The sequence below is a fragment of the Paraglaciecola mesophila KMM 241 genome, assembly GCF_000315015.1.
Taxonomy (GTDB): domain Bacteria; phylum Pseudomonadota; class Gammaproteobacteria; order Enterobacterales; family Alteromonadaceae; genus Paraglaciecola; species Paraglaciecola mesophila.
The window spans coordinates 124,328-142,677 of the sequence record NZ_BAEP01000023.1 but is presented as its reverse complement, the minus strand read 5'-3'; the positions used below and the strand labels follow the sequence as shown (position 1 = coordinate 142,677).

General features: G+C 45.4%; 20 protein-coding genes. 17 read left to right on the top strand and 3 right to left on the bottom strand.

Features of this window, described 5'->3' with window-relative positions; translation table 11 throughout:
• Positions 1–290: 290 nt before the first annotated feature.
• From GMES_RS05610 to GMES_RS05595, 4 genes are all read left to right on the top strand, one after another.
• Positions 291–752, top strand: coding sequence for a nuclear transport factor 2 family protein (locus tag GMES_RS05610; RefSeq protein ID WP_006991627.1), 462 nt, complete (start codon positions 291–293; stop codon positions 750–752).
• Positions 753–865: 113 nt separating this feature from the next.
• Complete coding sequence (fldB, locus tag GMES_RS05605) at positions 866–1,414, top strand: flavodoxin FldB (RefSeq protein ID WP_006991626.1); 549 nt, start codon at positions 866–868, stop codon at positions 1,412–1,414.
• Positions 1,411–2,211, top strand: a complete 801-nt coding sequence (locus GMES_RS05600; protein ID WP_006991625.1) for a CLCA_X family protein — start codon at positions 1,411–1,413, stop codon at positions 2,209–2,211. Before fldB ends, GMES_RS05600 begins: the two co-directional genes overlap by 4 nt.
• Before the next feature lie 396 nt (positions 2,212–2,607).
• Positions 2,608–3,015, top strand: coding sequence for an ExbD/TolR family protein (locus tag GMES_RS05595; RefSeq protein WP_006991624.1), 408 nt, complete (start codon positions 2,608–2,610; stop codon positions 3,013–3,015).
• A gap of 104 nt (positions 3,016–3,119) precedes the next feature.
• Here the strand turns inward: GMES_RS05595 and rraA are convergent, their stop codons facing one another.
• Positions 3,120–3,605: a ribonuclease E activity regulator RraA gene (gene rraA / locus GMES_RS05590; RefSeq protein ID WP_006991623.1), complete on the bottom strand. Its 486-nt coding sequence runs from the start codon at positions 3,603–3,605 to the stop codon at positions 3,120–3,122.
• Positions 3,606–3,811: 206 nt separating this feature from the next.
• Here rraA and GMES_RS05585 point away from each other — a divergent pair, with 206 nt between their 5' ends.
• The 8 genes from GMES_RS05585 (at position 3,812) to GMES_RS05555 (ending at position 10,537) form a co-directional block, all read left to right on the top strand.
• Positions 3,812–4,321: a phosphatase PAP2 family protein gene (locus tag GMES_RS05585; RefSeq protein WP_006991622.1), complete on the top strand. Its 510-nt coding sequence runs from the start codon at positions 3,812–3,814 to the stop codon at positions 4,319–4,321.
• A 101-nt stretch (positions 4,322–4,422) separates the two neighbouring features.
• The gene (locus GMES_RS05580) at positions 4,423–5,499 is read left to right on the top strand and encodes an MJ1255/VC2487 family glycosyltransferase (RefSeq protein WP_006991621.1); all 1,077 of its coding nucleotides are present in this window, start codon (positions 4,423–4,425) and stop codon (positions 5,497–5,499) included.
• Positions 5,500–5,662: 163 nt separating this feature from the next.
• Complete coding sequence (lptM, locus tag GMES_RS22575) at positions 5,663–5,833, top strand: LPS translocon maturation chaperone LptM (protein ID WP_006991620.1); 171 nt, start codon at positions 5,663–5,665, stop codon at positions 5,831–5,833.
• Position 5,834: 1 nt separating this feature from the next.
• Complete coding sequence (gene lysA, locus GMES_RS05575; protein ID WP_006991619.1) at positions 5,835–7,082, top strand: diaminopimelate decarboxylase; 1,248 nt, start codon at positions 5,835–5,837, stop codon at positions 7,080–7,082.
• A 198-nt stretch (positions 7,083–7,280) separates the two neighbouring features.
• Positions 7,281–8,111 (top strand): diaminopimelate epimerase, encoded by an 831-nt coding sequence (gene dapF / locus GMES_RS05570; RefSeq protein ID WP_006991618.1) that lies wholly within the window; start codon positions 7,281–7,283, stop codon positions 8,109–8,111.
• Positions 8,108–8,806 (top strand): DUF484 family protein, encoded by a 699-nt coding sequence (locus GMES_RS05565; protein WP_006991617.1) that lies wholly within the window; start codon positions 8,108–8,110, stop codon positions 8,804–8,806. Before dapF ends, GMES_RS05565 begins: the two co-directional genes overlap by 4 nt.
• A 15-nt stretch (positions 8,807–8,821) precedes the next feature.
• On the top strand, positions 8,822–9,718 hold the full coding sequence (locus GMES_RS05560) for a tyrosine recombinase XerC (protein WP_006991616.1): 897 nt from the start codon (positions 8,822–8,824) through the stop codon (positions 9,716–9,718).
• 102 nt (positions 9,719–9,820) lie between these two features.
• Complete coding sequence (locus GMES_RS05555) at positions 9,821–10,537, top strand: HAD-IA family hydrolase (RefSeq protein WP_006991615.1); 717 nt, start codon at positions 9,821–9,823, stop codon at positions 10,535–10,537.
• Between the two features lie 60 nt (positions 10,538–10,597).
• Here GMES_RS05555 and cysE read toward each other — a convergent pair whose 3' ends face one another.
• The gene (cysE, locus tag GMES_RS05550) at positions 10,598–11,377 is read right to left on the bottom strand and encodes a serine O-acetyltransferase (protein WP_006991614.1); all 780 of its coding nucleotides are present in this window, start codon (positions 11,375–11,377) and stop codon (positions 10,598–10,600) included.
• A gap of 148 nt (positions 11,378–11,525) precedes the next feature.
• Here cysE and uvrD point away from each other — a divergent pair, with 148 nt between their 5' ends.
• Both uvrD and GMES_RS05540 read left to right on the top strand, forming a co-directional pair.
• Positions 11,526–13,700, top strand: coding sequence for a DNA helicase II (uvrD, locus tag GMES_RS05545; protein WP_006991613.1), 2,175 nt, complete (start codon positions 11,526–11,528; stop codon positions 13,698–13,700).
• Between the two features lie 89 nt (positions 13,701–13,789).
• Positions 13,790–15,046, top strand: coding sequence for a GGDEF domain-containing response regulator (locus GMES_RS05540; RefSeq protein ID WP_006991612.1), 1,257 nt, complete (start codon positions 13,790–13,792; stop codon positions 15,044–15,046).
• A 38-nt stretch (positions 15,047–15,084) separates the two neighbouring features.
• Here GMES_RS05540 and rarD read toward each other — a convergent pair whose 3' ends face one another.
• Positions 15,085–15,987, bottom strand: a complete 903-nt coding sequence (gene rarD, locus GMES_RS05535) for an EamA family transporter RarD (RefSeq protein WP_006991611.1) — start codon at positions 15,985–15,987, stop codon at positions 15,085–15,087.
• A gap of 167 nt (positions 15,988–16,154) precedes the next feature.
• On the opposite strand from rarD, the gene GMES_RS05530 reads away from it, so the two are divergent.
• From GMES_RS05530 to GMES_RS05520, 3 genes are all read left to right on the top strand, one after another.
• Positions 16,155–16,412, top strand: a complete 258-nt coding sequence (locus GMES_RS05530; RefSeq protein ID WP_006991610.1) for a hypothetical protein — start codon at positions 16,155–16,157, stop codon at positions 16,410–16,412.
• Between the two features lie 375 nt (positions 16,413–16,787).
• Positions 16,788–17,360 carry a YqaA family protein gene (locus GMES_RS05525; protein ID WP_006991609.1) on the top strand — a complete coding sequence of 191 codons (573 nt, stop codon included), beginning with the start codon at positions 16,788–16,790 and terminating at the stop codon, positions 17,358–17,360.
• Between the two features lie 13 nt (positions 17,361–17,373).
• The gene (locus GMES_RS05520) at positions 17,374–18,297 is read left to right on the top strand and encodes a formate/nitrite transporter family protein (protein WP_006991608.1); all 924 of its coding nucleotides are present in this window, start codon (positions 17,374–17,376) and stop codon (positions 18,295–18,297) included.
• The last annotated feature ends 53 nt before the right edge of the window (positions 18,298–18,350 follow it).

Here is an 18,350-nt window from a genome sequence, read left to right as displayed (position 1 = left end):
ATATCAAACGCTCAAAGATAGTTACATAGCGGGAAATTAAAAAAACTGTTTTATCAGCGAATTCATGGGGGTGCCTCAGTACTAGAAGCAGCACTTATAGTGTATCTAAACAAGAGATCACCCAACAAAATAAAGTCGTATTAATACTACATATTAAACATTACATTAACGACCTATTCGCGCAATTAAATCATTTTGATCCACGTCTTGCTCCGCGTATTGATCCACTAGACCAAACAGTGAAATACTGCCACTCAGTATTTAGCGAAGTTCCTTTAAGAGCGATCAAAATGAAATCTAGAATACGCACAATAACCTCTCCACTCGTTTCCGGTATTATCCTAGCTTGTTGCCTCAGCACGTTTACCGCGCAAACCAACGCACAGCAACAGTCTGCTAATATTGACCGCATCGCTAGCTTTATGGCTGCTTACAATGAGCATGATATAGATGGCATGCTGTTGAATATGAAAGACGATGTAAAATGGCTTGGCGTGGCTAACAACCAGCTAGTCGTAGAGACAGCGGACAAAAAGCAATTGCAGCAGGCAATGCAGGCGCATTTTGAGGCACAACCAAATGCCCGCTCACGCATAAAGGACAGCATAGAATTAGGTAACACGGTGGCGGTAGTAGAAGAGGCATTTACTGAGCACAATCAAACATCAACATCTCAATGCGCTATGTCTATTTATCAATTAGCCGATGGTTTGATTGCAAGTATCACCTATTATGCAGCGGCTAAGTGTTAACCCACCCTCGGTTGAAGAAGCAAAAGTGCATGAAGAAAGTCCATCAAGCCTAGACCATTGCTCGGCAAACAAGGACAATAGCACAACTTAAATAGCGGCATTAAAAGGTACCCATGTCAGATACGGCGTTTAAAATTGGTTTATTTTACGGTTCAACTACTTGCTATACCGAAATGGCCGCAGAGAAAATTCAAACCGCGTTTAACCGTTTGTTTGATGCTCATGTAGTGGATATTTTTAATATAAAAGATGTTCCCCTTAGCCAAGCAGAACAGTTCGATGTGCTTATTTTCGGTATTTCCACATGGGATTTTGGGGAACTACAAGAAGACTGGGAATCCTGCTGGCAAGACATCAGTCAACTCAACCTAGAAAACAAAACTGTCGCTCTATTTGGCCTAGGTGATCAGCTTGGTTATGCCCAGTGGTTCCAAGACGCCCTCGGTATGCTTCACGATGAGCTGATTATATTAGGCTGTAAAATGATCGGTTATTGGCCGAATGAAGGTTATGAGTTCACTGAATCAAAAGGGCTAACCGAAGACGGCTCACATTTTGTTGGGTTATCCCTAGATGATGAAAACCAGTACGATAAAACCGAGCAGCGTATCGATAGCTGGGCAGAGCAATTACTGCTAGAACTGGACAACGACGATCAGTGATCCCCGCAGCCGGCCAATCAAGACTGCATCGCCCGTATTATCGTAATGGTGATGAACATCGGGGCGGCGCCGACGTCAGCTTCCAAGACATCTTAAAAATCTTCGGTTTTCGCACCGTAAACATTGGCAAATGGGTCACCCCTGAAGAACAGCAAATCGCCGCGAATCTATTTTTTGACGCCTTTTGCGACTTAATGGATATTCTGCAGGTGCCTGAGTCGGTTATTTCATTAAATGGCACCTTGTCATTAGCGTTTGGTACGGGCGGGCGAAAACACAGTTGCGCCCACTATGAGTCACAAACGAAACGCCTCGCTTTAGCCAAAAATGCAGGCGGAGGGTCCTTGGCCCACGAATGGTTTCACGCATTTGACCATTATATTTGTGACAAACTTTTTGTTGCTTGTCAGCCGCATAATTTCGCCTCTGAACTGTGGTTAGATGATCATGAGATGAAGCCCCACCCGCTCAACAAAAAGCTGAGCCAGTGCTTCGAGAGTATTTTCTTATCACCTAATAAAGAAGAGCCGAACCAATATGTTTTGGCCAGTGCCTTAGTGGATAAAGAAATGAAATTGTATTATTTCGCCCGCCCTCAGGAATTGGCAGCCCGCGCATTCGAAGCGATCATTCAAGATCAACCCTTACGCAATGCGTTTCTCGTGCAAGGCACAAAGAAAAGCCCAGAGGCAATATTAGGGGTTTACCCCAAAGATCAGCACAGACACACAGTACAAAATCATTTTTTAGATTACTTTTTGCATCTCGGCCAAGCCCTAGAGAATAAAAGTACTTAGCAGTCATTCTAATAAGTGACCTAAGCGTTTAAAAAATGTACTAGGTTTGCAAAACATAGCGTTCTACGATACAAATAGTGCGCGTGCCGAAAAATGATCTGCGAGATCCTCAGGTTGATCTGAGTCACTCTTATCTTGGTTTTGGTCGTGGGAATATGTCAATAAAGAGAGCAAACGGTTTGTTGAATGAACAGTGTGTTGTATGAAAAACGCCATTCACATCTTTTGATTTGTCAGTTGATAAATCGTTAAGGGTGTTTTTTATACCGCTAATGTGAAAAACAATATAATTTCGTTAATACAATTGCATAAATTTATGTAATTAGTGGATGCTCTCAACTAAAAGTGCCTTTATACTAGGCGAATTCAATTTCAACAATTTGGCGACAAGTACAGATGAAAAGAAAGAAGCACGGCTCTTCTGATGACGAAGCAGCAATAGATATGACCCCCATGTTGGACATCGTGTTCATCATGTTGATTTTCTTCATTGTTACCACCTCTTTCGTAAAAGAAAAAGGTTTAGATGTTTTGCGTCCAAAAGACTCAAATTCACCGCCGCCGAAAACGAATGTTAAAACTCTAGCTATCCGCGTTAACGAAGATGGCACTATCATGATGAACAGTCGTGAAGTGGATATCCGCCGTATCGTAGCGAACATTCAAAGCTTCTTAGCTGAGAACAACACAGATTCTGCTGCTGTTCAAGCTCATCCTAAAGCGAAGCACGGTGTTGTAACTGAAGTTATTAACCAAGCTAAAGAAGCTGGCATCGCCAATGTTTCTGTTTTAGTAGGTAAGTAACTTATTCGTTACTAACGACTACATCAAATACGAAAAAAGCCATCAGATGATGGCTTTTTTTATGTCTGCTTCTTTTTAAGCTTGCAGTCAAAACCGCTCAGAGCTTATTCGACATCTAAAGGCTCAGGGGAGAGAATAATCCCTGTGCGGTCAGCATACACATGATCTTCTGGCAAAAATGTCACGCCACCAAAATTCACTGCGACATCCACTTCACCTACGCCTTGGTCGTCAGCACTGACCGGAATAGAGGCAATGGCATGCACACCCACGTTTATCTCTTCTAAATCATCGACTTCGCGTACACTGCCATAACAAATAATGCCTTCCCAGCCATTATCTAAAGCGATTTGCGCTGCAGCAGAATCGATTAACGCTCTGCGCATAGAGCCGCCGCCGTCGATCAGCAATACTTTGCCTAGCCCGGGCTTTTCCAGCGCTTTTAGAATAACGCCTTTGTCTTCGAAACACTTAATGGTGGTAATTTCACCACCAAATGAAGCGCGGCCACCAAAGCTAACAAACATGGGTTCTACCACATCAACACTGTCAGCAAATAAATCACATAATGCAGACGTATTATATTCCATTGCTAATCCCCTTCAGACGAATTACCACCAGTATACTGCTAGGTAGTGGCAATGCTACCACTAATCAAGCTTTTACACGGTTTTTTGATGAAACCTAGTACGGGAAATTTATTTCATAAACTGTTCTTTAATCTGTCACCTAAGCTTCACACAGAAAAAATACCATCATCAGCATCGAATAGAATGCGAGTTGATGGAGTGTCACGATGAAATCACTGACTCAAACAGATACCCAGCTTTTTCATTGGCTTTTTGGACTGACCGCTAAGCGTGACTGTCGCTGGATAATTTGGATGTCTCGCACGGGTGATGGTCACTTGTATCTCGTCTTAGGCTTATTGCTTTGGTTATTTGAAGCAGAGCATGGCGCATTGTTTTTATACAGCGCATTACTCGCTTACAGCCTCGAATTGCCAGTGTATTTGATATTGAAAAAATTCCTACGTAGGCAGCGTCCCTGCGACTTATTGCAAAACTTCAGCGCCCATATCACCCCATCAGACAAATTCAGCTTACCCTCAGGTCATACTGCAGCCGCATTTTTAATGGCATCGTTGATCGCTAGTTTTTACCCATCCACCCTAATTTTGGTTTACGGCTGGGCAAGCATCATCGGTTTATCTCGCGTGTTATTAGGTGTTCATTACCCCAGCGATATCTTAGCTGGCGCCGCATTAGGGCTAAGCATGTCTTATTTCAGTTTGTCCTTACTTTAAATGGCCCTTAGGTAAAGAGTTTACTTTGACTAACAACGTGACGTAACCAAGACGCTTATCTTAACTAAATCATTTATCTTAACCATAAAGAGTACTCACCTTTGAAGATATTGTACGGTGTACAAGGCACCGGTAATGGGCACACCACGCGCGCCCGAGTTATGGCAAAAGCCTTCAATCAGCGCAGCGACATTCAAGTCGACTACCTATTTTCTGGTCGAGACAAAAACAAATACTTTGATATGGAGGTCTTCGGTGACTTTGCCAGTTATCGCGGCTTGACGTTTGAAACCAAGGGCGGAAAAATCAGTAAATCCGCTACTTTTAAATCTGCTAAGTTGCGTGAGCTATACCAAGACATCAAAAGCATTTGCGCTAAGGATTACGACTTAGTGATCAACGATTTTGAGCCTATAAGCGCATGGGCCGCCAAGCTCAATAAGATCCCGTCAATATCTATCAGTCATCAGGCGGCATTCATGCACCCAGTGCCTCAACAGCCAGGTACCTTGCTGGATAAACTAATTACACGCTACTTTGCTCCCACCGATTTGCATCTTGGTGTGCACTGGTATCATTTTGGTCATCCGATCATGCCGCCTTTTATTGAAGCTGACGACAGCCAATCACCACCATCGCGCACCTATTTGGTGTATTTGCCCTTTGAAGAAATAGATGACATTAATGCTTTGCTTGACCCTTTCTCAGAACATGACTTTATCTGCTTTCACCCTAAGATAGAGCAAGACGAACACCTAGGGAATATTCAGTGGCGTCGCCCATCTAAAGTCGATTTTGTGCGTATTTTACAAAGCTGCTCTGGGGTTATTGCTAATGCGGGTTTCGAACTGGCCAGTGAATGTCTACATTTCGGCAAGAAACTGTTGATCAAACCTCTTAGCGGTCAATTTGAGCAGCTATCAAATGCAAAGACGTTAGTTCAATTAGATTTAGCCCAAAGTATGCCAACCCTTGACAGTGATATTGTTGAAGAATGGTTAATCAAGCCCGCTATCGAGCGTATCGCTTACCCCCAGAACCCCGATATTCTTATCGATTGGTTGGTCAAACGTGACTGGCAAGCCGTTAACACCTTGTGCGAACAACTTTGGAGTAAAGTACGCTTCCCCCAGTCAGTCCTTACTCAATTAGATAAACTGCCAAAAGCCAGTCGCTAACCTCACTAGCCATGGTCATTACCGCGGTTTGTTTCATAGCGGTAGGGCAGATAAGCCTAGGTTAAAATGAATATAGAATATAACGCTTAAAGCACTGTTAACACGTTGCATTTTACGCTGGGAGTGCCATCATACGCGGCTACACTATCAGTTGAGGCCTGAGATGCGACGTAAAACGACTTTTTTGTTAGCGCTGTTAAGCGCGTTTACTCTGTTAACGCTGCAAGGCTGTGGGCAAAAGAAACCCTTAACCCTGCCAGAAAAACCACAACAGAATACGTCATCTCAGACGGCCCCTACCCCATCTCAAGATTCCCAAGAAGGTAAGCAGTAATATGGATTTTTTTGGCTACAAAAATGAAAAACTCTATGCAGAAGATGTATCGCTGCACGACATAGCCCAAACTCACGGCACCCCATGTTATGTTTATTCAAAGGCGACGATAGAACGTCATTGGTTAGCATTTGATAAAGCCGCTGGTGCTCACCCACATTTGGTCTGCTACGCGGTGAAAGCCAACTCAAATTTAGGCGTGTTAAGCGTACTCGCTAAGCTCGGCTCTGGCTTTGATATTGTATCCGGTGGCGAACTTTTACGCGTACTCAAAGCGGGCGGTGACCCAACCAAAGTTGTTTTCTCTGGTGTGGGTAAAACGCCTCAAGAGATTGCATTAGGCTTGCAGCACAACATCAAGTGTTTCAATGTTGAATCTCCAGCGGAGCTAGAGCGCATTAGCCAAGTGGCTGTGGCTGAAAATAAAGTCGCGCCAATTTCAATTCGCGTAAACCCAGATGTTGACGCGAAAACCCATCCATATATTTCTACCGGCTTGAAAGCCAATAAGTTCGGTATCGAACGTGAGCAAGCAGTAGAAGTGTATCGTCACGCCGCGTCCTTACCCAATCTTGAGATCAAAGGAATAGATTGCCACATAGGCTCGCAATTAACTGAGATTGCCCCCTTTGTTGATGCCCTTGATAAACTGTTGGTTCTTATTGATGAGCTTGCCGAAAATGGCATTACATTGGCGCATTTAGACGTAGGCGGTGGCTTAGGCGTAACGTATAAAGATGAAACGCCGCCACACCCTGATGAATACACCCAAGCAATTGCGCAGCGCATGCAAGGGCGTGAAGACTTGCAGCTTATATTTGAGCCGGGCCGAGCCATTATGGCCAATGCTGGTGTGCTACTGACCAAGGTTGAGTTCTTAAAGCAAGGTGCTGAAAAAAACTTTGCGATCGTTGATGCCGCAATGAACGATTTAATACGTCCTGCGCTATATTCAGCTTGGCAAAGCATCATTCCACTTGATACGTCTTTGACGCGTGACAGTGCGGTTTATGATGTTGTTGGGCCCATTTGCGAGACAGGCGATTTCATTGGCAAAGAGCGTGAACTGGCAATCGATGCCGGCGATTATCTTGCGGTACGAAGTGCGGGTGCTTATGGATTTGTAATGGCGTCCAACTACAACAGTCGTTGTAAGGCCGCTGAAATCATGGTCGACAAAGACCAGGTAATTGTTGTTCGTGAGCGGGAAACCCTTGAAGATCTTTGGCGTGGTGAGAGCGTACTGTAAAAGTATCGCGTTACCCGTTGCACTGCCTATTGCACGATAGATAGCACTATAGATAGCACTATAGATTGCATCGTCCCTCGGCCAAGACGATGCAAATCCATAGTCAGCCGTGCTTTGAAATGATATAACCATCATTATAGGTACTTGATACAAGGGCGATTGTCGTCTGATTAAGTGATTTTTACGTAAGTGGCAAACATGCAAGTTCAGTTTTCAAAGATGCACGGTTTGGGCAATGACTTTGTCGTTATCGACAACGTGACTCAAAACGTTTTCTTCAGTAAAGAAAAGATTTCCCAGTTAGCGGATCGCAACTTCGGTATCGGCTTCGACCAATTATTGGTCGTAGAGCCTCCGTACGACCCGGAACAAGACTTTCATTATCGTATTTTTAACTCAGACGGCTCTGAGGTTTCCCAGTGCGGTAATGGTGCCCGTTGTTTCGCTCGCTTTGTAAAAATGAAAGGGCTAACCAATCGCAACAAAATAGTGGTGAGCACCAAGGCAGGTCGCATCGTGCTATACCATGAGCGTGACGGACAAATTACCGTTAACATGGGCGAGCCTATTTTTGAACCGGCTAAAATACCGCTGAAAGCGAACAAGCAAGAGAACATTTATATCATTCGCGAGAACGATCACACCTTCTTTTGCGGCGCAGTTTCCATGGGTAACCCCCACTGTGTATTATTAGTAGATGATGTCGAAACAGCTGATGTAGAAGGCATAGGTAAAACGTTAGTGGCCCACGAACGCTTTCCTGAGGGCGCCAACATCGGTTTTATGCAGATTTTAAACAGCGGTCATATTAAACTGCGTGTTTATGAGCGCGGCGTGGGTGAAACCCTCGCTTGTGGTAGCGGCGCATGTGCGGCCGTCGCCGTAGGGCAAATGCAGAAAAAGTTAAACAAGGAAGTCACTGTCGATTTACCAGGTGGTACCTTGAAAATTCGTTGGCAAGGGCCAGGGTCAATCTTAAAAATGACAGGGACAGCGGAACATGTCTTTGATGGAAATATCACGTTATGAATGAAGCATCTGGTCAGCAAAAAAGTCAATTAGACGACACCTCTTCCTTTGCTGAACCGGATGGGTTAACTGAACAGCAGGTGGCTATCTATCTTGCCAAGCACCCCGAGTTCTTCGTTAAACACCCAGCTTTACTTGAGCAACTGCAATTGCCCCATGCCCAAAAAGGCAGTGTCTCTCTGGTCGAGCGCCAAAGTGAACAGTTACGCCAAAAAGTACGCTTACTCAATTCCAAACTGACTCAGCTGATCAGCATCGCCAAACAAAATGAAGCCATATACCGTATTTACGCTGATTTGAATCTGCGCGTATTGAAATGCTCCGACATAAGCTCAGTGCAATATGTGCTCGAAGACGTGATGCAAGAACAATTAAACCTTTCATCGGTCGCTCTGAAACCCTACAAGGGTGCCTTTGCATTACCAGAAATTCAGCGCAAGTTATTTGCCGAAAAGCGCTTCAAAGACGAGGCCTTTTTCTTTGGCCGCTTGAGCGAGCACGAGAAAAAGCTTTTGTTCAGTGACCAACAAGCTGAATCTGTTGCTTTATTGCGCTTAGGCGATAATGGCGAGCTGGGTATTTTGGCCATTGGCAGCAACGATCCTGGGCACTTTAACCCTGACATGGACACCTTGCTTATCACTCAGTTACAGCAGTTTTTAAGCATACTATTGCCTAAATTACTGGCTTACTGACATCCAGGCTGACTAATGAGCGAACAGCCAAGTCTGCAACCCTTGCTAGACAAGTACTTTGATTATCTAAAGTACGAACGTAATCTGGCCGCTAAGTCCATTGAAAATTATCGGCGTCAACTTGCCAGTATATGCCAAGCCCTCACCATTACCGACTGGTTAGAGTTAACGGTTGATCATGTGCGCCAAGTGCTGAATCAGGCCCGTCGTCAAGGGTTAAGCCCACGCAGTATCGCTCTTCGCCTATCCGCATTGCGTGGCTATTGCGCTTATTTGGTTGAGCTCGAAGTGTTATCCAGTAATCCAGCCAAAGCGGTTCAAGCCCCTAAACAAGGCAGCCCATTACCCAAGCAGCTCAATGTAGATGAAATGCATCAACTACTAGATTTCGATGATGACTCACTACTTGCCGTTCGTGATAAAGCCATGCTCGAGCTGACCTACAGCTGCGGCTTGCGTTTAGCTGAGCTGGCTGATTTAAACCTGAAAAGCCTACAAGATGACGGCCAATTAAGGGTCATGGGTAAAGGCAGTAAAGAGCGAATACTGCCCATTGGTAAAACGGCGTTGAAATGCCTTGGTGAATGGTTGAAAGTGCGCGGCGTTTTAGCTGACGGTGATGAGCCAGCACTGTTTTTAAGTAAACACAGAAGGCGTATCAGTCATAGGCAAATTGCTAAAAGGATGCAGTTGTGGGCTAAGCAGCAGCATTTAGATCAAGATATCAACCCACACAAATTGCGCCACTCGTTTGCTACCCACATTTTGGAATCAAGCGGTGATTTACGCGGAGTGCAAGAATTACTCGGCCATGCGAATTTATCCACTACGCAAGTTTACACCCACTTGAACTTTCAACATCTGGCCAGCGTATACGATACAGCGCACCCCAGAGCCAAGCGCCGAAAATAACGGTTGTTCAAACGCTTTTATACAGCGATTTGTAGAAAACGCCCTATAAGAGTTTTTTGAAAGAGTCATAGCTAACAAATACCATAGGACAAAACCGAGAACATGATTTATTACCGTAATATCGGCCAGATTAAGGCCATGACGTTCGATCTCGATGACACCCTTTACGACAATTACCCTTACATCATCCGTGCAGAACATGCCTTGATTGAGTTTTTGGGTAGCTTTGCAGATGACCCGTCCCATAGCCACCCAGGTTATTGGCGCGACCATAGACGCGCCATATTGAAGAAAAAGCCTGAGCTTCACAGCGATATGGGCATGTTGCGCCGAGAAGTGCTCACCAGCGGTATTCAAGCGTTCGGTCACAGCGGTCATGCCCTTAAAAGCGCAGTGGATGAAGCCTTCGATTTTTTCTATTTTGAGCGCAGTAATTTTCAGGTCAGTACTGAAGTGACCGACATTCTGAGTAAGCTAGGGGAGCGCTGGCCGTTAGTCGCTATCACTAATGGCAATGTAAACCTAGAGCAAATCGGTATCGCGGATTACTTTCAAAAGAGCTTTCACGCTAGTTTAGCGTTTCCCATGAAACCCAACAGCGCCATGTTCGATGCGGCTAAAAAGCTGCTCGGCCTGCCAGCTGAGTCAATATTGCATGTAGGGGATAACCTAGAAAAAGACGTGTTTGGAGCCAAGAAGGCAGGCTTCATGAGCGCGTGGTATGCAGAAAATCGTGCGATGTCGCTCAGTGGCGAAGACGTCACCGTGCTACCGGATATTCAACTCCAGCACTTAAGCGAGCTGTGTGATTTAAACTAAATCCTGCGTCAACAGAATACTCGCTCGATAACGCCAACGCCTCATCAAGCGAGTTGCAGGTTAATCTTCTAGTACGTTTTGGCGCATAGTTTGGCATGGGTTCTGGCAGCTCGGCTTTCCCACAATTTTAGCTGGCACACCCGCCACAGTGACATGAGAGGGAACGTTCGCTAGTACCACACTGCCCGCGCCCACTTTGGCACCTGGGCCAATTTCAATGTTACCCAGAATTTTGGCACCTGCGCCTATCATTACTCCATGGCGCACTTTAGGATGCCTATCGCCGACTTCATTACCTGTACCGCCAAGGGTCACAGATTGCATAATCGATACGTTATCTTCAATCACCGCAGTTTCACCCACAACAATGCCTGTTGCATGATCAAACATCACGCCTTGGCCTATATAAGCCGCGGGGTGAATATCCACTGATAGCACTTCAGAGCTGCGACTTTGAATAAATAATGCCAATTCATGGCGGCCCATTAACCACAACATGTGCGCAAAACGATGCACCTGAATAGCATGAAACCCTTTGAAATAAAGCAGCACAGTTAGATACGATTTCACCGCGGGGTCGCGCTCAAAAGTTGCTTCAATATCAAACACAGTCGCTTCAACTAGCAAAGGCTGATCGCGGTAGGCTTGGTCAAGCATGGTGCGCAAGGCCGTCGCAGACATGACTTTATCTGATAGCTTGTTCGATAAAATGAAACTCAGCGCCCCTGCGAAATCTTGCTGCTTTAAAATGCATTCATTTACATAAGTGGCAAGCAAAGGTTCTTTTTCAGTCATTACCTGTGCTTCATTACGAAGCGTTTGCCAAAAATTTTTGTTCACGAGTATCCACCTTATGTCTGCATCAGTCGGCAGTGTAGCCAGTTGTTATTTCAAAGCCCAATAATGACTAAGAACAAATTCATTAATTGTATAAAAACACAGTATAACTGTTATAATGCGCCCATAATTCTACAGCATTTTTTCCCCCATGGATGTATCTCGACTCTTAGAACAACTCAATGATAAACAACGCGATGCCGTTGCCTCACCTGCTGCTGACATGCTTATTTTGGCCGGCGCAGGCAGTGGTAAAACCCGCGTGTTGGTGCACCGCATTGCTTGGTTAATGGAAGTAGAAGGTATTGCCCCTTGGGGTATTCTCGCCGTTACCTTTACCAACAAAGCCGCTCGCGAAATGCGCGGGCGTATCGAAGAGTTGCAAGGCGGCGCTCTTAGCAATATGTGGATTGGCACCTTTCACGGTATTGCTCACAGATTACTGCGCACCCATTACGCTGAAGCTAAGTTGCCCGAGAACTTTCAAATACTCGACTCAGACGACCAATATCGCCTAGTGCGCCGTGTCATCAAGAGTATGAACCTAGATGAAAAGCAATGGGCGCCGAAACACGTTCAATGGTACATCAATGGCAATAAAGACGAAGGCTTAAGACCTGAGCACATAGATACTCATGGTGACTACAACCAGAAAAAGTTATGTGAGATTTATCAGGTTTACCAACAAACCTGCGAACGGGCTGGCTTGGTGGATTTCGCCGAGTTGTTGCTACGCGCTCATCAACTATGGGTGGAAAACCCTGAGCTACTTAAGCATTATCAAACCCGTTTTCGCGCCGTGCTTGTGGACGAATTTCAAGATACTAACAACATTCAGTACGCTTGGTTGCGCCTATTAGCCGCGCCCACCAACAATATGATTATTGTTGGTGATGACGATCAGTCAATTTACGGTTGGCGCGGGGCAAACGTGCAGAATATTCAGCACTTCTTGCGTGATTACCCCCAAGCAAAAACCATACGCTTAGAGCAGAACTATCGCTCAACAGGCAATATCTTAAAAGCGGCCAATGCCGTTATCGACAATAACCAAGGCCGTTTGGGCAAAGAATTATGGACCGACGGTGTAGATGGCGAGCCTATTTCTTTGTATGCCGGTTTTAACGAATTAGACGAAGCACGCTTTGCCGTATCGCGCATAAAAGACTGGCAGACCCAAGGTTATGCCCTCAGCGATTGCGCTATTTTGTATCGCAACAACGCCCAATCACGAGTGCTTGAAGAAGCTTTATTGCAAGAGTCCGTGGCCTATCGCATATACGGTGGTCTGCGATTCTTCGAGCGTCAAGAAATCCGAGATGCCTTAGGTTACCTGCGCATTATTAATCAGCAAATCGACGATGCAGCATTTGAGCGCGTCGTTAACACACCAACGCGTGGTATTGGTGATAAAACCTTGTCACAGGTGCGTGAGCAAGCCAAAGAGCATGATTTGTCTATGTGGCAAGCGAGCTTACAGCTATTGCGTGAAAAGCGCCTATCTGGCCGCGCAGCCAACGCGCTACAAGCCTTTGTGGATTTAGTATTAAAACTGCAAAAAGACACCACAGATTTACCCTTAGAGCAACACGCTGATCACGTCATCAAAAATTCTGGTTTGTACGCCATGTACAAAGCGGAAAAAGGCGAAAAAGCGCAAGCACGAATTGAAAACTTAGAAGAATTAGTCACTGCGTGTAAGCAGTTCGCGCCCCCAGAAGAAGCTGAAAACATGAGCCCCATGTCGGCGTTTCTTGCCCACGCTTCTCTTGAAGCTGGTGATGCTCAGGCTGATAAACATCAAGACGCCGTGCAAATGATGACTATACACACAGCCAAAGGCTTAGAATTCCCTATGGTATTGCTAGTCGGTGTGGAAGAAGGCATGTTCCCCAGCCAAATGAGCAATGACGAACCAGGAAAAATAGAAGAAGAGCGGCGCCTCTGTTACGTGGGTATGACCCGCGCCATGCAAAAGCTCTATCTAACTTACGCTGAAAGCCGTCGTGTATATGGCCAAGACAAATACCATACGCCTTCACGATTTATCAAAGAAATCCCCACCGAATTTATTGAAGAAGTTCGTCTGCGCACTAAAGCCACGGTGTCACGCCCGATGCAAAGTCGATTCCAGTCGTCAGCCAGTCATACGGCGTTTGACTCTACTGGCTTTAAACTCGGTGAGCGCGTGGCCCATCGCAAATTTGGTGAAGGAACCGTGCTTAATTACGAAGGCAGCGGCGAGCACGCCAGAGTCCAGGTCAATTTTGATAATGTTGGCAGTAAGTGGTTAGTGCTGTCATTTGCAAAACTAGATAAAATTTAACGCCTTAAGTTTACCCTTTCTGCGAGGTGCTATAAGGTAGCCATACATTTAAGTGCTCCTTAGTATCAGCGAAAAGGTAAACTGGCTTTATGCGCCCAAAAGTATTGATAATTGACGATAACGAACAAAGCGTAGACGTCATTGCCAGCTTGATACTAAAAGCGCAGTTAACTCCAGTTAAAGCGACTAGCCTGACAGCGGCGCAGCATATATTCTCGCACTCCGCCCCTGAAGATTTTTTATGTGCCATCGTTGATTACCGCCTGCCAGACGCCCCTATCGGCCAAGCGATTGACTTCACCCTAGCCTCATTTTTACCCACCATAGTAACCACTGAATTCTTAGATCCAGAAACCCGAGCCGGAATCCTGAATAAGAACGTCATTGACTATATTCTGAAAGAAAACGAGCAGGTGTATGAGTATCTAAGCGTACTACTGAGCCGCCTGCATAAAAATAAGAGTGAAGGGGTTTTAGTGGTCGACAGCGCAAGAGTCAGCCGTCAGCGCAGCATTTCTCTGTTGCAGCGCCACAACTTTATCACTCATGAAGCCACCACCGGCCAACAAGGTCTTGACGCACTCACACGCTATAGCCTTATAAAGTTAGTGATTGTTGCTAATAAATTGCCTGACATGAGCGGCATCGCACTGCTCAATGAAATCCGTAAGCGCGCCTCTAAAGATGATATTGCGGTGATAGGCTTGTCAGATCACAGTGACACTGGGGTTTCCGCTCGGTTCATAAAAAGTGGGGCCAATGATTACCTCGCTCAGCCTTATGGCCAAGAAGAGTTCTTATGCCGGATCATGCAGAACATCGAATATATCGAAAACATTGAACTGATACGCAGGGCTGCCAACTCAGATTTTCTCACTGGCCTACCGAATCGGCGACACTTCTTCGAACGGGCCGCAGCGGCGACCCAGCTCGTACCAAAATGCCAAACACTAGCACTGATTGATATTGACCTATTCAAATCAGTGAATGATACCTATGGCCATGATTGCGGTGACTACACCTTACGGGAAATTGCCAAACTGGTTTCATCAACATTTGCGGCGCACATTCCTGCACGTTTTGGCGGCGAAGAGTTTTGTGTGTTTTTACCAAATGTTGATTTGCCTAGCGCTATACATCTCTTCGAAGCGTTTCGTGAGGAATTAGCTCAGATCACCTTCAAATTTGAAGGCAAAACATTTCATTGCACTGTGAGTATTGGACTAACAGCCATCGCTACAGGCGGGGTTAATAGTATGCTGCGCAAAGCAGATGAATACCTTTACCAAGCCAAGGCTAGCGGTCGCAACCAAGTGGTACACGACCCCGTAAAAGAAGTAGTTTAAATTTTCGCTAAGTGATTAGATATTTATTGGAAATGATCTTAAGGCTGCTTTAGCGCTTTTCTGACCTTGCGATACTGGCGCAGTGAATCATAACTAAACAAGCCCAGTGCCAACCATACAAAAGCAAACATCACTATCTTGTTGTCATCTAACGGCTCACCGTAAACCACTGCCGCTAAAACAAACATCAAACTTGGGCCAATATATTGAAAAAATCCCAACGTCGAAAACATAATCCGTTTAGCCGCTGCGGTAAAACACAATAAAGGCGCTGTGGTCACGATACCGGCGCAAATCAAGGTGATGTTAAGTGCCGTGTCATTGGTCAACATGTTGCTGTATTCACCCGCGAACCAAATCCAATAGGCAATCGCAGGAAGCAATAAAAATACGCTTTCAATAAGCAAGCCTGGCAATGAATCTACCGCCACTTGTTTGCGTAACAAACCATAGATACCAAATGTGCCCGCAAGTGCAAGTGCAACCCAAGGCAACTGCCCGTAACCGACGATAAAATACACCACACCTGATAGTGCTAACCCAACCGCGATTTTTTGCAAACGGCGTAAGCGTTCACCCAAAAACAAGCGCCCAAGAAACACGTTTAATAATGGGTTGATGTAATAGCCCAAACTGGCATCAAGCAGATGATTATTGTTAATAGCCCAGATAAAGATAAACCAATTGGCGGCCAGTAATATCCCTGAAATCAATAGGACCTGCATCACCTTGGGATTAAGGATCGCCTGCTTCACCTTTTGCGCTTTGCCGGTAACAACCACAAGCAGCGTCAGTACAATCACAGACCAGATAATGCGATGCATCAATATTTCCATCGCTGGCACTTGGCCTAGCAACTTGAAATACATAGGGGCAATCCCCCACATGGTGTATGCCGCTATCGCAAATAAGACGCCCGATTTCACCGCTTTATCATTCATTTCAAGCCCCTTTATCCATTAAGCGCAGGAGTTTGAATTAACTGCCCTGTAAAAGCAACGGACACGGCTAGATTCAAGTCTACTGAAAGCGAATTTTTGTATACACTGAAAATAAAAAGGCAGAACATCGGTCTAGCTATACCCAGTATATTTACAAGGTAACGCAATTGATAAACAGAAATATTGGACTATTAAATCAACTTTTTAACCCTGCTTTGGTGAAGCGCTCTCTTGTCACGGCGTTGATCGTTGGCGCGATATTAAACATGATCAACCAATATGACGGCATAGTTGGTCGAACACCCATCTTGTGGGGGAATTTAATCTTAACCTTTATCGTACCTTACTTTGTCTCATCTATTTCCGGCATGTTAACCCTACGCCAGTTTGCAAAGCAGCACGTAACAAAATCCACATCAGAGTAACCCCAAGTTAAGTTTACGGTTGTACTTTGACTCTTTTCGCTATCGGCTGTGGGTTAGGAGTTATGGGTTAAGGCGAGAGTAAGTAAATATTGCAAAAATACCGCCTAAATCAGCTCAAGCAGGGTAAATTTTTACTGTTCGGGCCAGCTTAATTGCATTTTATTTGCGAATATATGCGCACTATCATATGCACTGAACTGCGCTGCAATACCCTGCCCTATAGGGGCTAAAGTGGTTTTAGCGTGCAGACTTACTCAGAGCGCCCGCTGTTCCTTCATTCCCCGCCGTCCTTTGGTATACATCCTGCAAAGTGAGTCTATTCGTTTCATTTCCTCACGTGGTTTCATCAACCTCAAGGTGTAAGACAGGACGCAAATGGTCGCCTACTTCAAAAGCAAAACAAAACAGTTCATCGAATCTAAAAACATGTACGCAGTGCTGGTGATAGCTTCCTTTTTAGAATCTATTATTGTTCCGATACCGCTAGAAGCAGTGCTCATTCCATTGATGCAGGCCAAACGTGAGAAAATTTGGCTGTTGGCAACGCTTGCCACTGTAGGTTGCATTTTCGGCGCAGTTATTGGTTACGGTGTAGGCTATTTTCTTTTCGACCAATTCGCAGAGCAAATTGCCAGTTGGTTTTCTGATCCACAGCAATTAGAGAACGTAAAAACGCAGATGCAGCAGCAGGGTTTTTGGTACGTGCTGTCCATCGGTATCATTCCAGTACCATTTCAGATTGCGATGCTAGCCGCTGGCGCAGTGAAATATCCCATCGGCATGTTTCTGTTAGCAACCTTAATTGCGCGCTCACTGCGCTATTTCGGCTTAGCCTTATTGGTCAAGTTGGCAGGTAATCATGCAGAGGCACTGTTCAGAAAATATAAGCTTCCCACAGCCATCGGCTTAACCATATTGGTAGCCGTTATTTGGTGGATAAAACACTAGTAAGGATAAACACATGGCAGATGATTTAGAGCACGGCGAACACGATCATGAAGCACGTATTGTTTCCACCTCAGGGGAGCTCTTATTTGATGAAAGCGCTAAAGAGCGAACGAAAGAGCGCACACGCGAAAGCCAGGAGTATGCTTCTGTCATAGTGAAGCGTGTCGATGAGACCTTTCGCCACCCAGACGACATTCTTGAAAAAGCCATTGATGAAGGAGTTGAGCAATTAGCCCGGCCCGCCATGTCTCTATTCATGTCGGCATTGGCCGCAGGCATGATCATTTGTTTTACCGTATTGGCCGTAGGAGTCATGACAACCATAGTGGGCGACCTCTCTACTGGTTTTAACCGCGTATTGGTCGCCTTGGTCTACCCGCTGGGTTTTGTGATGTGTATTTTAAGTCGCACTCAGCTTTTTACAGAACACACAGCGACGGCCTTCTACCCGATTCTAGACAGGCGCATCAACATTGTTCGCATGTTTCGTTTATGGGGTATTGTTATCGCGGGGAACATAATAGGCGGTGTAATAAGTGCGGGATTACTCGCCATGAGCGACGAGGTGATTCACGCCAGCGAAGGCTATTTCATTATCGCTGAACATATTTTGTCTTATTCCCCTCTAACCTTACTCACCAGCGCCACCCTTGCAGGTTGGTTAATGGCCTTAGGCGCATGGACAATACTGTCAACGCATTCCACCACCAGCCAAATATTATGTATTTATATTGTGACTTTCATCATCGGGCTAGGTGGCCTACACCACTCAATCGCTGGCTCAGTAGAACTACTCGTGGGGTATTTTACGTCCGACCAATTATCGTTGCTTGAGATGCTAAAAGCATTGTCTGTAGTGCTGTTGGGCAATGCAATAGGCGGCTCAGTATTCGTTGCATTACTTAACTACAGCCACATACGCAAGCTAAATAAATAATTGGCAAACCGCGACAGTATTTGCTGTCGCGGAGACTTCGCTGCCACTACTTT

Bases quoted from the DNA above. Each gene is read 5' to 3' on its own strand.
- GMES_RS05540 (WP_006991612.1), top strand. From the start codon at position 13,790: ATGCGCCCAAAAGTATTGATAATTGACGATAACGAACAAAGCGTAGAC.
- GMES_RS05610 (WP_006991627.1), top strand. From the start codon at position 291: ATGAAATCTAGAATACGCACAATAACCTCTCCACTCGTTTCCGGTATT.
- GMES_RS05565 (WP_006991617.1), top strand. From the start codon at position 8,108: ATGAATGAAGCATCTGGTCAGCAAAAAAGTCAATTAGACGACACCTCT.
- rarD (WP_006991611.1), bottom strand. From the start codon at position 15,987: ATGAATGATAAAGCGGTGAAATCGGGCGTCTTATTTGCGATAGCGGCA.
- GMES_RS05555 (WP_006991615.1), top strand. From the start codon at position 9,821: ATGATTTATTACCGTAATATCGGCCAGATTAAGGCCATGACGTTCGAT.
- GMES_RS05520 (WP_006991608.1), top strand. From the start codon at position 17,374: ATGGCAGATGATTTAGAGCACGGCGAACACGATCATGAAGCACGTATT.
- uvrD (WP_006991613.1), top strand. From the start codon at position 11,526: ATGGATGTATCTCGACTCTTAGAACAACTCAATGATAAACAACGCGAT.
- GMES_RS05585 (WP_006991622.1), top strand. From the start codon at position 3,812: ATGAAATCACTGACTCAAACAGATACCCAGCTTTTTCATTGGCTTTTT.
- lptM (WP_006991620.1), top strand. From the start codon at position 5,663: ATGCGACGTAAAACGACTTTTTTGTTAGCGCTGTTAAGCGCGTTTACT.
- GMES_RS05595 (WP_006991624.1), top strand. From the start codon at position 2,608: ATGAAAAGAAAGAAGCACGGCTCTTCTGATGACGAAGCAGCAATAGAT.
- lysA (WP_006991619.1), top strand. From the start codon at position 5,835: ATGGATTTTTTTGGCTACAAAAATGAAAAACTCTATGCAGAAGATGTA.
- GMES_RS05525 (WP_006991609.1), top strand. From the start codon at position 16,788: ATGGTCGCCTACTTCAAAAGCAAAACAAAACAGTTCATCGAATCTAAA.
- GMES_RS05560 (WP_006991616.1), top strand. From the start codon at position 8,822: ATGAGCGAACAGCCAAGTCTGCAACCCTTGCTAGACAAGTACTTTGAT.
- dapF (WP_006991618.1), top strand. From the start codon at position 7,281: ATGCAAGTTCAGTTTTCAAAGATGCACGGTTTGGGCAATGACTTTGTC.
- rraA (WP_006991623.1), bottom strand. From the start codon at position 3,605: ATGGAATATAATACGTCTGCATTATGTGATTTATTTGCTGACAGTGTT.
- fldB (WP_006991626.1), top strand. From the start codon at position 866: ATGTCAGATACGGCGTTTAAAATTGGTTTATTTTACGGTTCAACTACT.